The organism is Streptomyces sp. NBC_00012 (assembly GCF_045040875.1).
In the GTDB taxonomy this organism is placed as follows: Bacteria; Actinomycetota; Actinomycetes; order Streptomycetales; family Streptomycetaceae; genus Streptomyces.
In genome coordinates, this window is sequence record NZ_CP108309.1 from 7,167,097 (window position 1) to 7,181,207 (window position 14,111).

A 14,111-nucleotide genomic window follows, 5' to 3' on the forward strand; every position below is an offset into this window, starting at 1 on the left:
TCCCCCTCTCCGTGAGGACACCGAGGACACCCCGATGTACAAGTTCTTCTTCCGCCTGGTCTTCAAGCGGATGGACCCGGAGCAGGCCCACCACCTGGCCTTCCGGTGGATCCGTCTCACCGCCCGGACCCCCGTGCTGCGCACCTTCGTCGCCGCCGCGCTCGCGCCCCGTCACAAGGAGCTGCGCACCGAGGCCCTCGGCCTGCGGATGCACGGCCCGTTCGGCCTCGCCGCCGGCTTCGACAAGAACGCCGTGGCGATCGACGGCATGTCGATGCTCGGCTTCGACCACATCGAGATCGGTACGGTCACCGGCGAGCCGCAGCCCGGCAACCCCAAGAAGCGCCTCTTCCGCCTCGTCGCGGACCGCGCGCTGATCAACCGCATGGGCTTCAACAACGAGGGCTCGGCCGCCGTCGCCGCCCGCCTGGCCGCCCGCAGGCCGGTCTTCCGGACCACGGTCGGCGTCAACATCGGCAAGACGAAGGTCGTGCCGGAGGCCGAAGCGGTCGGCGACTACGTGAAGTCCACCGAGCGGCTCGCCGCCCACGCCGACTACCTCGTCGTGAACGTCTCCTCGCCCAACACCCCGGGGCTGCGCAACCTCCAGGCCACCGAGGCGCTGAGGCCCCTGCTCAGCGCCGTGCGCGAGGCGGCCGACCGGACCGTCACCGGACGGCGGGTCCCGCTGCTCGTCAAGATCGCCCCGGACCTCGCGGACGAGGACGTCGACGCGGTCGCCGACCTCGCGGTCGAGCTGGGCCTGGACGGCATCATCGCCACCAACACCACCATCGCCCGCGAGGGCCTCGGCCTGAAGTCCTCGCCGTCCCTCGTCCAGGAGACCGGCGGGCTCTCCGGTGCCCCCCTCAAGGCCCGTTCCCTGGAGGTGCTGAGCCGCCTCTACGCCCGTGTCGGCGACCGGATCACCCTGGTCGGCGTCGGGGGCATCGAGAACGCCGAGGACGCCTGGCAGCGCATCCTGGCCGGCGCCACGCTGGTCCAGGGCTACAGCGCCTTCATCTACGAGGGCCCGTTCTACGCCCGCGCCATCCACAAGGGCCTGGCCGCGCGCCTGGCCGCCTCTCCGTACGCCACCCTCGCCGAGGCCGTCGGCGCAGAGACCAGGAAGGCCACCGCATGAGCCCCGAACCATTCGGCGCGCGCCTGCGCCACGCCATGGACACCCGCGGCCCGCTGTGCGTCGGCATCGACCCGCACGCCTCGCTGCTCACCGCCTGGGGCCTGAGCGACGACGTCGCCGGGCTCGAACGCTTCACGCGCACCGTCGTGGAGGCACTGGCCGACCGGGTCGCCGTGCTCAAGCCGCAGTCCGCGTTCTTCGAGCGCTTCGGTTCGCGCGGCATCGCCGTCCTGGAGAAGGCGGTCCAGGAGGCGCGGGCGGCCGGCGCGCTGGTGCTGATGGACGCCAAGCGCGGCGACATCGGCTCCACCATGGGCGCCTACGCGGCGACCTACCTGGAGAAGGACTCGCCGCTGTTCTCGGACGCGGTCACCGTCTCGCCGTACCTCGGCTTCGGCTCGCTGCGTCCGGCGCTCGACGCGGCGGTCCTCTCCGGCGCGGGCGTCTTCGTGCTGGCCCTCACCTCCAACCCGGAGGGCGCCGAGGTGCAGCGCGCCACCGCCGCCGACGGCCGTTCGCTGGCCCAGGTCATGCTCGACCACATGGCCGCCGAGAACGTGGGGATGACCCCGCTCGGCTCCGTGGGCGCGGTGGTCGGAGCCACGCTCGGTGACGCGGGGGCGGACCTGGCGATCAACGGCCCGCTGCTCGCCCCCGGGATCGGGGCGCAGGGCGCGACGCCCGCGGATCTGCCCGGCGTGTTCGGCGCGTCGGTGGGCAATGTGGTGCCCAGCGTGAGCCGCGCCGTACTGAGCCGGGGACCGGAGACGGCGGGGCTGCGGGAGGCCGCCGAACGGCTCACGGACGAGATCCGGGAAGCCGTGGCGGGTAGCTGACCATGCCACGTAACCGGGTGTTGACTCTTTCCTGACCAAAAAACTCGGTTGTTATGCCTGGAATGTCCTGGTCGGCCAAGGCTGACCAGGACTTTTCGTTGGTTCTCGCTGACTCCGGCGGCCTTGGCCGCTAGTCTCCGTCGAGAGCCGACGTACACAAGTTGTCCGTCGCTCACCTGGTGTGGAGCGCTCAGCTTCCTCACCGGTCCGTATCCGACAGATCGACATCCGAGGTGACGTAGGCGTGGCTCTTCCGCCCCTTACCCCTGAACAGCGCGCAGCCGCGCTCGAAAAGGCCGCCGCGGCTCGCCGGGAGCGGGCCGAGGTCAAGAATCGACTCAAGCACTCCGGCGCCTCCCTCCACGAGGTCATCAAGCAGGGCCAGGAGAACGACGTCATCGGCAAGATGAAGGTCTCCGCCCTTCTGGAGTCCCTGCCGGGCGTGGGCAAGGTCCGCGCCAAGCAGATCATGGAGCGGCTCGGCATCTCCGAGAGCCGCCGGGTCCGGGGTCTCGGGTCCAACCAGATCGCATCCCTGGAGCGTGAGTTCGGCGGCAGCGCCGCCTGAGGTTCTCAGGCACTCCTGAGAACCTGGATAATCGCTCCATGGCTGCAACATCCCGGGGGACGTCCCCCGTACCCCCGGACGTACGTCCGCGGCTGACCGTGCTCTCCGGCCCCTCCGGGGTCGGTAAGAGCACGGTCGTCGCTCATATGCGCAAGGTTCACCCCGAGGTCTGGCTCTCGGTGTCGGCGACGACCCGCAAGCCGCGCCCCGGCGAGCGCAACGGTGTCCACTACTTCTTCGTGGACAACGAGGAGTTCGACAAGCTGATCGCCAACGGCGAACTGCTGGAGTGGGCCGAATTCGCGGGCAACCGCTACGGCACGCCCCGCCGCGCCGTGCTCGACCGCCTGGAGGCGGGCGAGCCGGTGCTGCTGGAGATCGATCTCCAGGGTGCCCGGCTGGTCCGGCAGTCGATGCCGGACGCACAGCTGGTCTTCCTGGCCCCGCCGAGCTGGGAGGAGCTGGTCCGCCGGCTCACCGGCCGCGGGACCGAGGCGCCCGAGGTGATCGAGCGCAGGCTCGCCGCCGCCAAGATCGAACTGGCCGCCGAGTCCGAGTTCGACACCACACTGGTCAACACCTCCGTCGAGGACGTGGCCCGTGAGCTGCTAGCCTTGATGCTGGAGGTTTTCGGCCACCGTGCCGACAGCGACTGACGAAGTCGGTACGCGCCACCGCGGAACTCCGCACCGTCAAAGATCTCTTTGATCTTTACCCCCTTCGGAAGGCAGAGAGTGTCCTCTTCCATCACCACGCCCGAGGGCATCATCAACCCGCCGATTGATGAGCTCCTCGAGGCCACCGACTCGAAGTACAGCCTCGTGATCTACGCCGCCAAGCGCGCGCGCCAGATCAACGCGTACTACTCGCAGCTCGGCGAGGGTCTCCTGGAGTACGTCGGTCCGCTCGTCGACACCCACGTGCACGAGAAGCCGCTCTCGATCGCGCTCCGCGAGATCAACGCGGGCCTGCTCACCTCCGAGGCCATCGAGGGCCCCGCGCAGTAAGCAGGAATTGCTCCTTCACCTCAGGCCCGGCGGCCACAACCGCCGGGCCTGAGGTGTGTCCGGGGCGACAGCGTCGGACCGGGCGCGGTGAGGCAGCATGGGGGTGTTCGTATCCGAGTGCGGGGAGACGCAGTGGACAAGCCGAAGGTCGTTCTGGGGGTCAGCGGAGGCATCGCCGCGTACAAGGCGTGCGAACTGCTGCGCCGGCTGACCGAGTCCGGTCACGACGTGCGCGTGGTACCGACCGAGTCGTCGCTGCACTTCGTGGGAGCCGCCACATGGTCCGCGCTCTCCGGCCACCCGGTATCCACCGAGGTCTGGAACGACGTCCACGAGGTGCCGCACGTCAGGATCGGGCAGGGCGCCGATCTGGTGGTCGTCGCCCCCGCCACCGCCGACATGCTCGCCAGGGCGGCCCATGGCCTCGCCGACGACCTGCTCACCAACACGCTGCTCACCGCCCGCTGTCCCGTCGTCTTCGCACCCGCCATGCACACCGAGATGTGGGAGCACCCCGCCACCCAGGAGAACGTCGCCACGCTGCGCCGCCGGGGCGCCGTCGTGATCGAGCCCGCCGTCGGACGGCTGACCGGTGTCGACACCGGCAAGGGCCGGCTGCCCGACCCCGGGGAGATCTTCGAGGTCTGCCGCCGGGTACTGGCCCGCGGGCCCGTCGAGCCCGACCTGGCCGGCCGCCATGTGGTGATCAGCGCGGGCGGTACGCGCGAGCCGCTCGACCCGGTGCGCTACCTCGGCAACCGCTCCTCCGGCAAGCAGGGCTACGCCCTGGCCCGCACCGCCGTCGCCCGCGGCGCCCGGGTCACCCTCGTCGAGGCCAACACCGGACTGCCCGACCCGGCCGGCGCCGACGTCCTGCACGCGGGGACCGCCGTGCAGCTCCGCGAGGCCGTGCTGAAAGCCGCGGCGGACGCCGACGTGGTCGTGATGGCGGCGGCGGTCGCCGACTTCCGCCCCGCCGAGTACGCCACGGGGAAGATCAAGAAGAAGGACGGCCAGGAGCCCGCGCCCATCACGCTGGTCCGTAACCCCGACATCCTCGCCGAGGTGGCCGGCGAACGCGCCCGGCCGGAGCAGATCGTCGTCGGATTCGCCGCCGAGACCGACAACGTCCTCGCCAACGGCCGGGAGAAGCTCCGCCGCAAGGGCTGCGACCTCCTCGTCGTCAACGAGGTGGGCGAGCGCCGGACCTTCGGTTCGGAGGAGAACGAGGCCGTGGTGCTCGCCGCCGACGGAGGCGAGACCCAGGTGCCGTACGGGCCCAAGGAGGCGCTCGCCGACACGGTCTGGGATCTCGTGTCTTCACGTCTCGGATGAAAATCCTGTGACGCGCCCGTGGCCGGGCCGAAATCCCTTGGAATATCGGCGGAAATGGCGTCGCCCGAGGGGAATCGGCCCGCTCCTCAAGGCCGTGCCGCAGGTCACAGAACTCCCAAAGGGCGAGACATGTTGTCCGCCGGACGGGGGCGACCGATAAACTGACCCCGGACCGTGCCGGGCGCAGCTCCCGGCCGTCCGCCAAATGATCAGCCAGCAGCCGCTGCAACCCCAGGGAGCGATGTGTCCCGCCGTCTCTTCACCTCGGAGTCCGTCACCGAGGGTCACCCCGACAAGATCGCTGACCAGATCAGCGACACCATTCTCGACGCGCTGCTCCACGAGGACCCCCGGTCCCGCGTCGCCGTCGAGACCTTGATCACCACCGGTCTGGTGCATGTTGCGGGTGAGGTCACGACCAAGGCCTACGCCGACATTCCGACCCTCGTACGCAACAAGGTCCTCGAGATCGGCTACGACTCCTCGAAGAAGGGCTTCGACGGCGCCTCCTGCGGTGTCTCGGTGTCCATCGGGGCGCAGTCCCCGGACATCGCGCAGGGCGTCGACACCGCGTACGAGAAGCGGGTCGAGGGCGATGAGGACGAGCTCGACAAGCAGGGCGCGGGCGACCAGGGTCTGATGTTCGGCTACGCGTGCGACGAGACGCCCGAGCTGATGCCGCTGCCGATCCACCTCGCGCACCGGCTCTCCCGCCGGCTCTCCGAGGTCCGCAAGAACGGGACGATCCCGTACCTGCGCCCCGACGGCAAGACCCAGGTCACCATCGAGTACGACGGTGACAAGGCCGTCCGTCTCGACACGGTCGTCGTCTCCTCGCAGCACGCCAGCGACATCGACCTCGACTCGCTGCTCGCGCCCGACATCCGCGAGTTCGTCGTCGAGCACGTGCTCGGGCAGCTGATCGAGGACGGCATCAAGCTGGACACCGACGGCTACCGCCTCCTGGTCAACCCGACCGGCCGCTTCGAGATCGGCGGCCCGATGGGCGACGCCGGCCTGACCGGCCGCAAGATCATCATCGACACCTACGGCGGCATGGCCCGCCACGGCGGCGGTGCCTTCTCGGGCAAGGACCCGTCGAAGGTGGACCGCTCGGCCGCCTACGCCATGCGCTGGGTCGCCAAGAACGTCGTCGCCGCGGGCCTCGCCGCCCGTTGCGAGGTGCAGGTCGCCTACGCCATCGGCAAGGCCGAGCCGGTCGGCCTGTTCGTCGAGACCTTCGGCACCGCCGTCGTCGACACCGAGAAGATCGAGCACGCCATCGGCGAGGTCTTCGACCTCCGCCCGGCCGCGATCATCCGCGACCTCGACCTGCTCCGTCCGATCTACGCCCAGACCGCGGCCTACGGCCACTTCGGCCGTGAGCTGCCCGACTTCACCTGGGAGCGCACCGACCGCGTGGACGCGCTGCGCGCGGCGGCCGGGCTGTAGGCCGGCCGGCTCACCGTCGCTGCGCCGGGGCCCGGACACCGCACATGGTGTCCGGGCCCCGGCGCGTCGGGCCTCGGCGCCTCGACGGGGCCGCTGTCAGTCGTGTCTGGTAGGAATTTGGCTGTGAGCAGCGACAACGAGCGACCCGCGGACCCCGGCGACGGGCCCCCGGAGCAGCTTGCGCTGATCCGGGAGACGGTGCGCAAGGCCAAGGTGCCGCGGGCCAAGCCGAGGACCTGGCGCGGCGCCGCGCTCGCCAAGGAACTGCCCGTGGCCCGGGTGCTGGTCAACAAGGGCGTGCTCCACCTCGACCAGTACTTCGACTACGCGGTGCCCGAGGAGCTCGACGCCGAGGCCCGGCCCGGAGTGCGGGTGCGGGTCCGCTTCGGGGCCGGGGGACGCAATGTGCGCGGCGGCCGGCGCGAAGGCGGCGGGCTGATCGACGGCTTCCTCGTCGAGCGGCTGGCCGAGTCGGACTACACGGGCGCCCTAGCCGCGCTCGCCTACGTCGTATCGCCCGAACCGGTGCTGGGCCCCGAACTGCTCGCGCTTTCGCGGGCCGTCGCCGACCGCTACGCGGGCAGCCTCGCCGATGTGCTCCAGCTCGCCGTGCCGCCCCGGAACGGCAGGGCCGAGTCCAGGCCCTCGCCGGAGCCCCTCCCACCGCCGCCCGCGCCGTCGGCGGGGAGCTGGGAGCGGTACGCGCAGGGGCCCGCGTTCCTGCGGGCGCTCGCCGAGGGCGGTGCGCCCCGGGCCGTCTGGACCGCGCTGCCCGGGCCCCACTGGCCCGAGGAGATCGCCAGGGCCATGGCCGCGACCCTCGCGTCCGGGCGCGGTGCCCTCGTCGTCGTCCCCGACGGCCGGACCGCCGGGCGGGTGGATGCCGCGCTCACCGGGCTGCTCGGCCCGGGGCGCCACGCACTGCTGACCGCCGACTCCGGACCGGAGAAGCGGTACCGCGAGTGGCTCGCCGTGCGGCGCGGCTCGGTACGGGCGGTGGTCGGGACGAGAGCGGCGATGTTCGCCCCGGTTGCAGACCTCGGCCTGGTCGCGGTCTGGGACGACGGGGACTCCAGCCACAGCGACGACAACGCCCCCTTCCCGCACGTCCGTGAGGTGCTCGAACTGCGGGCCGCGCACGGCCGCTGCGCGTTCCTGCTCGGCTCCACGAGCTGCACGGTGGAGGCCGCCCAGCTGGTGGAGAGCGGCTGGGCGCTGCCGCTGCGCGCGGACCGGGAACAGCTGCGGACCGCGGCGCCCCTGGTCCGTACGGTCGGCGACGGCGAGCTGGCGCGGGACGGCGCCGCGCGGGCCGCCCGGCTGCCCAGCCTGGCCTGGCAGACGGTACGGGACGGGCTGCGCAGCGGCCCCGTCCTGGTCCAGGTGCCGCGCCGGGGGTACGCGCCCCGGCTGGCCTGCGAGCGCTGCCGCGAGCCCGCCCGGTGCCGGCATTGCCAGGGGCCGCTGGAGGCACCGGACCAGCAGGGGCTCGACTGCGCCTGGTGCGGACGGGCCGAGACCGCCTGGCACTGCGTCGCCTGCGGTTCCAACCGGCTGCGGGCCCAGATCGTCGGCGCCCGCCGGACGGCCGAGGAGCTCGGCCGGGCGTTCCCTGCCGTGCCGGTGCGGACCTCCGGCCGTGACCACGTCCTCGACTCGGTGCCGGGCGTGCCCGCGCTGGTCGTCAGCACCCCGGGCGCCGAGCCCGTGGCCGAGGGCGGCTACGCGGCCGCGCTGCTGCTGGACGGCTGGGCGATGGTCGGCCGCCCCGACCTGCGGGCCGGCGAGGAAGCGCTGCGCCGCTGGACGGCCGCGGCCTCGCTGGTGCGCGGGCAGCCGGAGGGCGGCACGGTGGTGGTCGTCGCGGAGCCGACGCTGCGGCCGGTGCAGGCCCTGGTGCGCTGGGACCCGGTCGGCCATGCCCGCCGTGAGCTGGCGGAGCGGGCCGAGCTCGGCTTCCCCCCGGTGTCCCGGATGGCCGCGGTGACCGGTACGCCCGAGGCGCTGGCCGCGTTCCTCGCGGCGGCCGAGCTGCCGCCGGACGTCGAGGTGCTGGGCCCGGTCCCGATGCCGGTCCCCGGACCGGGCAGGCCCCGCAGACCCGGTGACGCACCCGGGGGGGAGTCCTGGGAGCGGGCGCTGCTCAGGGTGCCTCCGGGCAGCGGGGCGGCACTGGCTGCCGCGTTGAAGGCCGCACAGGCGGCCCGGATGTCCCGGGGGAGCGGCGAGCAGGTCCGGATCAGGGTGGACCCGCCGGACATCGGGTGAGACGGCGGGCCGGGCGGCCCCGCGGAGCGGCGGCCCGGCGGGCACCGGATGTCCGGCGAAGTGCCCGGCGCCCGGGCCGTCCGGTGCTCGGGTGCGGGTACATATGGCTGCCCCGCCGGGCGTCGCGCGCGGCGGGGCAGTGGGCGGAGCGGTCAGCCGTTGCGCGGGCCGGGGAAGACACCGGGGCGCAGGTCCTCGCGCAGTGGTGACGGGCGCTCCGCCGACGGCTGCGGCGGCATGGAGCGCGCGGCAGGTACGACGGGCGGCAGCGCGGCCGGGTTGTTGGGGGAGCCCGGCAGGGGACGCGGCACCGCGGTCTCCGCGCCGGATTCGGCCGCTCCCGGCTGGCGGGCGTTGCGGCGTGCGCCGTAGCGGCGGTGCACCGCCTGCTTGGTGACCCCGAGTGCGGAGCCCACCGCGTCCCAGGAGAAGCCCAGCGAGCGGTCGAAGTCGACCGCGGCGGTGACCAGGGTCTCGACGCTGTCGCGCAGCTCCTGGGCCAGCCTGACAGTGGGGGCCGGGGCCCTGCCGTAGACGACGAAGCCCGTGGACGGGCCGGAGCGGCGCGGACGGTAGACGTTGCCCAGTTGGGCGGTGAGCGTGCGCAGCGCGTCCACCTGCCGCCGGACCCGCTCGATGTCCCGCACCAACAGATGCAGAGTGGCCCTCGCTTGGGCGTCGTGGGTTGCGTGGTCGGCCATGAAGAAGCCTCTCGAACCGGCGTTGAAAGGGATCGGGCCGCACCGTGGCGGCTCGCTTCGGTCAATCTCTCTTGACCAACGCCTCAGCTGTGGATCTGGTCACGCTTCAGGGGCGCGTACGCCCTTCAGAGGGGCGCGCGACCATGCGTACGCCCCCCGGCCGCCGGGCCAATAGACTGGTGCGTTGCTCGTCACCGTACGTTCCGGCCCGAGAGGCAGTCAGCCACCCATGAAGCTCGTCTTCGCAGGCACCCCCGAGGTAGCCGTACCCGCCCTGGACGCCCTGATCGCCTCCGACCGGCACGAGGTGGCCGCCGTCGTGACCCGGCCCGACGCCCCCGCCGGGCGCGGCCGCCGGCTGGTCGCCAGCCCCGTCGCCGAGCGCGCCGAGGAGGCCGGCATCGAGGTGCTCAAGCCCGCCCGGCCGCGCGACGAGGACTTCCTCGCCCGGCTGCGGGAGATCGCCCCTGACTGCTGCCCGGTCGTCGCCTATGGTGCGCTGCTCCCCAAGGAGACGCTCACCGTCCCCGCCCGGGGCTGGGTCAACCTCCACTTCTCGCTGCTGCCCGCCTGGCGCGGCGCGGCCCCCGTTCAGCACGCGGTCATGGCCGGGGACGAGGTGACCGGCGCGTCGACCTTCCTGATCGAGGAGGGGCTCGACTCCGGCCCGGTGTACGGCGTGCTCACCGAGGAGGTGCGTCCCACCGACACCAGCGGCGACCTGCTGACCCGGCTGGCGTTCGCCGGTGCGGGGCTGCTCGTCGCCACGATGGACGGCATCGAGGACGGCACCCTGCACGCCGTGCCGCAGCCCGCAGACGGGATCACCCTCGCACCGAAGATCACGGTCGAGGACGCCCAGGTGGACTGGTCCGCCCCGGCCCTGCGGGTCGACCGTGTGGTGCGCGGCTGCACCCCCGCGCCCGGCGCGTGGACGCTGTTCCGGGGGGAGCGGCTGAAGCTGATCCAGGCGGTGCCCGTGCTGGACCGTGCGGATCTGGCGCCCGGCGAGCTGTCGGCGGCCAAGAACAACGTGTACGTGGGCACCGGATCGCACGCGGTCGAGCTGCTCTGGGTCCAGCCCCAGGGCAAGAAGCCGATGCGGGCCGCCGACTGGGCCCGCGGGGTACGGATCGCCCACGGCGAGCTGCTGGGCAGCTGAGCCCTCCGGGGCCGGGGCGGCGACGTAGGCTGGGAGGGTTCGTCCTCTCACCATCAGCGGAGCACCTTTCACGTGAACGACCAGCAGCGTCGCCGTCCCGCCAAGCCGCATCGCCGCCCCAAGAAGGATCCCGTCCGGTTCCTCGCCTTCGAAGCCCTCAGGGCCGTCGACGAACGGGACGCGTACGCCAACCTCGTCCTGCCCCCGCTGCTGAAGAAGGCACGCGCCAAGGGTGACTTCGACAACCGGGACGCGGCGCTGGCGACCGAGCTGGTCTACGGGACGCTGCGCCGCCAGGGCACGTACGACGCGATCGTCGCGGCCTGTATCGACCGGCCGCTGCGCGAGGTCGACCCGCCGGTCCTGGACGTGATCGACATGGGCGTGCACCAGCTGCTCGGCACCCGGATCCCCACCCACGCCGCGGTCTCCGCCAGCGTGGAGCTGGCCCGGGTGGTGCTCGGCGAGGGGCGGGCCAAGTTCGTCAACGCCGTGCTGCGCAAGGTCTCCGCGGACGATCTCGACGGCTGGGTGGCCAAGGTGGCCCCCTCGTACGAGGAGGACCCCGAGGACCACCTCGCGGTCGTGCACTCGCACCCGCGGTGGATCGTCTCCGCGCTGTGGGACGCGCTGGGCGGTGGCCGCGCCGGGATCGAGGACCTGCTCGAAGCGGACAACGAGCGGCCCGAGGTCACCCTGGTCGCCCGGCCCGGCCGCTCCACCACCGATGAGCTGCTCACCGCCCTCGGCGACGAGAACGGCCTGCCGGGCCGCTGGTCCCCGTACGCGGTACGGATGGCGGAGGGCGGCGAGCCCGGCGCGCTGACCGCCGTCCAGGAGGGCCGGGCCGGGGTTCAGGACGAGGGCAGCCAGCTGGTGGCCGCCGCCCTCGCCGACGCACCCGTGGAGGGCGGCGACAGCCGCTGGCTCGACGGCTGTGCGGGCCCCGGCGGCAAGGCCGCCCTGCTCGCCGCGCTCGCCGCCGGACGGGGCGCCGCCCTGCTCGCAGCCGAGAAGCAGCCGCACCGGGCCCGTCTCGTCGAGCGCGCGCTGGCCGGCAACCCCGGCCCGTACCAGGTGATCACCGCCGATGGCACCCGCCCGCCGTGGCGGCCCGGCAGCTTCGACCGGGTCCTCATGGACGTGCCGTGCTCGGGCCTCGGCGCCCTGCGCCGCCGCCCGGAGGCGCGCTGGCGCCGCCGCAAGGAGGACCTGGAGAACTTCGCCCCGCTCCAACGCGGACTGCTGCGCGAGGCGTTGAAGGCGGTGCGGGTCGGCGGCGTCGTCGGATACGCGACCTGCTCGCCGCACCTCGCGGAGACCCGGGTGGTCGTCGAGGACGTGCTCAAGGGGCGCGGCGGTGAGCCCGTGGCGGCCGAGTGGGTGGACGCGCGCCCGCTGATGCCGGGCGTGCCCGCGCTGGGTGACGGCCCCGACGTCCAGCTGTGGCCGCATCTGCACGGCACCGACGCGATGTACCTGGCACTGCTGCGACGTACCGCCTGACCCCTTCGACGGGCCTCGGGGGCCCGTGCCCGTTCCCGCGCGTTCCGGCGGCGGCGGGCCCCCGAACCGCCCGCCCGGGACCGAAACGCCCGGATCGTGCGGCCGGGGGCAGCCGGATCGCGCGAACTGTAATGATCCCGTGAGGCTTTGGCCCGCACCGGGGCGGGGAAGTGGCGCGGAACATGGCAGGCTGGGGGCATGGCCCAGATCAACCCCAGCATCCTGTCCGCCGACTTCGCACGTCTCGCCGAGGAGGCGAAGGCGGTCGAAGGGGCCGACTGGCTCCACGTCGATGTGATGGACAACCACTTCGTGCCCAATCTGACCCTCGGCGTGCCCATCGTCGAATCGCTCAGCCGGGCCACGGACACCCCGCTGGACTGCCATCTGATGATCGAGGACCCGGACCGCTGGGCGCCCCGGTACGTCGAGGCCGGCGCGGGTTCCGTCACCTTCCACGCGGAGGCCGCGGCGGCCCCCGTACGGCTGGCGCGGGAGATCCGGGCCAAGGGCGCCCGCGCCTCCATGGCGCTCAAGCCCGCGACGCCCATCGAGCCGTACGAGGACCTGCTCCCCGAGCTCGACATGCTGCTGATCATGACGGTGGAGCCGGGCTTCGGCGGCCAGGCCTTCCTGGACATCATGCTGCCGAAGATCCGCCGCACCCGTGAGCTGATCTCCAAGCACGGCCTCGAACTGTGGCTCCAGGTCGACGGCGGCGTCTCCGCCTCCACCATCGAGCGGTGTGCCGAGGCAGGCGCGGACGTCTTCGTCGCGGGTTCGGCGGTGTACGGGGCGACGGACCCGTCCGAAGCCGTGCGGGCCCTGCGTGCCCAGGCCGACGGGGCCACCGCCTCGGCGGCCTGGGCGTGCGGTCACTGACACCGGAACCGGCTCCCGTACCCGATTTCGGGACGGCCCGGCCAAGGACAGATGAACTCGGTCCGACGGGACCGATCAAGGAACGCCGGATCTGACAGGATGAACGGCGTATCGAGAGTGTGAACAGCAGTGAGGAGATCGCGGTGTCTGCAATGTCGGCGGGCCGGTCCGCCCTGCGGATGGGGCCCGCGGAGCTGGTGCAGGCGGCGGCCATGGCCCGTCGCTTCTACCTCGAGGGAAAGTCGAAGATCCAGATCGCCGAGGAGTTCGGCGTCAGCCGCTTCAAGGTGGCCCGGGTTCTGGAGACGGCTCTCGAGCGCGACCTCGTACGGATCGAGATCCGCGTCCCCGCCGAACTGGACGCCGAGCGTTCCGACGCGCTCCGCGCCCGCTACGGGCTGCGCCACGCGGTCGTCGTCGAGTCACCGGCCGAGGAACAGGACGACGCACCGGACCCGGAGAACCTGGGCGAGGTCGCGGCCGATCTCCTCGGCGAACTGGTGAACGAGGGCGATGTGCTCGGGCTGGCCTGGGGCCGATCCACCATCCACATGGCCGCGGCGCTCGACCGGCTGCCGCCGTGCACGGTCGTCCAGCTCACCGGGGTGTACGACGCGGGGACGGCCGAGCGCGGCTCCGTCGAGGCGGTCCGGCGCGCGGCCCAGGTGTCGGGCGGCGAGGCCCACCCCATCTACGCGCCGATGCTGCTGCCCGACCCGGCGACGGCGGCCGCGCTGCGACACCAGACCGGGATCGCCCGCGCCTTCGAGTACTTCGACAAGGTGACCGTCGCGGCGGTCTCCATCGGCTCCTGGGAGCCGGGCATCTCGACCGTGCACGACATGCTCAGCGACGAGGAGCGGGCGCACTACGCCTCGCTCGGCGTCGCCGCGGAGATGTCGGCGCACCTCTTCGACACCGAGGGACGGCGGGTCGGCCGGGACCTGGGGGAGCGGTGCATCACGGTCGAGGCCGACCGGCTGCGCCGGATCCCGGAGGTGGTGGCGATCGCGGGCGGCCAGCGCAAGGCCGCGGCGATCGGAGCGGTGCTGAGGTCGGGCCTGGTCACCAGCCTGGTGACGGACACGGCGGCGGCCGACTACCTGCTGACGGAGTCGGCGGCACCGCAGCGGCCGGCGCTGGAGCGGGCCGACCCGGACGGCGTCTGAGCGACATGGGGGCGGCCCCCGCCGCCCCCACCGGTCGCGGACAGGGCGATGCCCGGACGACGCGCGCGTCGTCCGGGCATC

General features: G+C 72.9%; 13 protein-coding genes. 12 read left to right on the forward strand and 1 reads right to left on the reverse strand.

From position 1 onward, the window contains the following. Window positions 1-34: 34 nt before the first annotated feature. The 8 genes from OHA19_RS32820 to OHA19_RS32855 all read left to right on the forward strand — a co-directional run bounded on the left by OHA19_RS32820 (window position 35) and on the right by OHA19_RS32855 (window position 8,610). Window positions 35-1,144 carry a quinone-dependent dihydroorotate dehydrogenase gene (locus OHA19_RS32820; RefSeq protein WP_405710725.1) on the forward strand — a complete coding sequence of 370 codons (1,110 nt, stop codon included), beginning with the start codon at window positions 35-37 and terminating at the stop codon, window positions 1,142-1,144. Then, window positions 1,141-1,980 carry an orotidine-5'-phosphate decarboxylase gene (pyrF, locus tag OHA19_RS32825; protein ID WP_405710723.1) on the forward strand — a complete coding sequence of 280 codons (840 nt, stop codon included), beginning with the start codon at window positions 1,141-1,143 and terminating at the stop codon, window positions 1,978-1,980. The genes OHA19_RS32820 and pyrF overlap by 4 nt, the downstream gene beginning before the upstream one ends. Before the next feature lie 244 nt (window positions 1,981-2,224). Beyond that, window positions 2,225-2,548, forward strand: coding sequence for an integration host factor (locus OHA19_RS32830; protein ID WP_014157387.1), 324 nt, complete (start codon window positions 2,225-2,227; stop codon window positions 2,546-2,548). A gap of 38 nt (window positions 2,549-2,586) precedes the next feature. Beyond that, a complete protein-coding gene (gmk, locus tag OHA19_RS32835; RefSeq protein ID WP_405752520.1) occupies window positions 2,587-3,204 on the forward strand; it encodes a guanylate kinase in 618 nt (205 codons plus the stop codon). A gap of 78 nt (window positions 3,205-3,282) precedes the next feature. Next, window positions 3,283-3,555 carry a DNA-directed RNA polymerase subunit omega gene (rpoZ, locus tag OHA19_RS32840; protein ID WP_003970369.1) on the forward strand — a complete coding sequence of 91 codons (273 nt, stop codon included), beginning with the start codon at window positions 3,283-3,285 and terminating at the stop codon, window positions 3,553-3,555. Window positions 3,556-3,687: 132 nt separating this feature from the next. Continuing rightward, window positions 3,688-4,890, forward strand: coding sequence for a bifunctional phosphopantothenoylcysteine decarboxylase/phosphopantothenate--cysteine ligase CoaBC (gene coaBC / locus OHA19_RS32845; RefSeq protein WP_405710719.1), 1,203 nt, complete (start codon window positions 3,688-3,690; stop codon window positions 4,888-4,890). Window positions 4,891-5,133: 243 nt separating this feature from the next. Further along, on the forward strand, window positions 5,134-6,342 hold the full coding sequence (gene metK, locus OHA19_RS32850) for a methionine adenosyltransferase (RefSeq protein ID WP_405710717.1): 1,209 nt from the start codon (window positions 5,134-5,136) through the stop codon (window positions 6,340-6,342). Window positions 6,343-6,465: 123 nt separating this feature from the next. Further along, window positions 6,466-8,610 carry a primosomal protein N' gene (locus tag OHA19_RS32855; protein ID WP_405710715.1) on the forward strand — a complete coding sequence of 715 codons (2,145 nt, stop codon included), beginning with the start codon at window positions 6,466-6,468 and terminating at the stop codon, window positions 8,608-8,610. Window positions 8,611-8,762: 152 nt separating this feature from the next. Here the strand turns inward: OHA19_RS32855 and OHA19_RS32860 are convergent, their stop codons facing one another. Next, window positions 8,763-9,311 (reverse strand): hypothetical protein, encoded by a 549-nt coding sequence (locus OHA19_RS32860; protein ID WP_405710713.1) that lies wholly within the window; start codon window positions 9,309-9,311, stop codon window positions 8,763-8,765. Between the two features lie 229 nt (window positions 9,312-9,540). On the opposite strand from OHA19_RS32860, the gene fmt reads away from it, so the two are divergent. The 4 genes from fmt (at window position 9,541) to OHA19_RS32880 (ending at window position 14,030) form a co-directional block, all read left to right on the forward strand. Next, window positions 9,541-10,473, forward strand: coding sequence for a methionyl-tRNA formyltransferase (gene fmt, locus OHA19_RS32865; RefSeq protein WP_405710711.1), 933 nt, complete (start codon window positions 9,541-9,543; stop codon window positions 10,471-10,473). A gap of 72 nt (window positions 10,474-10,545) precedes the next feature. Then, on the forward strand, window positions 10,546-11,979 hold the full coding sequence (locus OHA19_RS32870) for an RsmB/NOP family class I SAM-dependent RNA methyltransferase (protein WP_405752522.1): 1,434 nt from the start codon (window positions 10,546-10,548) through the stop codon (window positions 11,977-11,979). Window positions 11,980-12,177: 198 nt separating this feature from the next. Further along, window positions 12,178-12,861 carry a ribulose-phosphate 3-epimerase gene (rpe, locus tag OHA19_RS32875; protein WP_405710707.1) on the forward strand — a complete coding sequence of 228 codons (684 nt, stop codon included), beginning with the start codon at window positions 12,178-12,180 and terminating at the stop codon, window positions 12,859-12,861. Window positions 12,862-13,013: 152 nt separating this feature from the next. Beyond that, window positions 13,014-14,030: a sugar-binding transcriptional regulator gene (locus OHA19_RS32880; protein ID WP_405721270.1), complete on the forward strand. Its 1,017-nt coding sequence runs from the start codon at window positions 13,014-13,016 to the stop codon at window positions 14,028-14,030. Window positions 14,031-14,111: the final 81 nt, after the last annotated feature.

What these genes read in the sequence shown, in the direction of transcription:
- rpe (WP_405710707.1), top strand. Translation starts at nt 12,178, where the DNA reads ATGGCCCAGATCAACCCCAGCATCCTGTCCGCCGACTTCGCACGTCTC.
- gmk (WP_405752520.1), top strand. Translation starts at nt 2,587, where the DNA reads ATGGCTGCAACATCCCGGGGGACGTCCCCCGTACCCCCGGACGTACGT.
- OHA19_RS32880 (WP_405721270.1), top strand. Translation starts at nt 13,014, where the DNA reads ATGTCGGCGGGCCGGTCCGCCCTGCGGATGGGGCCCGCGGAGCTGGTG.
- pyrF (WP_405710723.1), top strand. Translation starts at nt 1,141, where the DNA reads ATGAGCCCCGAACCATTCGGCGCGCGCCTGCGCCACGCCATGGACACC.
- OHA19_RS32860 (WP_405710713.1), bottom strand. Translation starts at nt 9,311, where the DNA reads ATGGCCGACCACGCAACCCACGACGCCCAAGCGAGGGCCACTCTGCAT.
- fmt (WP_405710711.1), top strand. Translation starts at nt 9,541, where the DNA reads ATGAAGCTCGTCTTCGCAGGCACCCCCGAGGTAGCCGTACCCGCCCTG.
- OHA19_RS32820 (WP_405710725.1), top strand. Translation starts at nt 35, where the DNA reads ATGTACAAGTTCTTCTTCCGCCTGGTCTTCAAGCGGATGGACCCGGAG.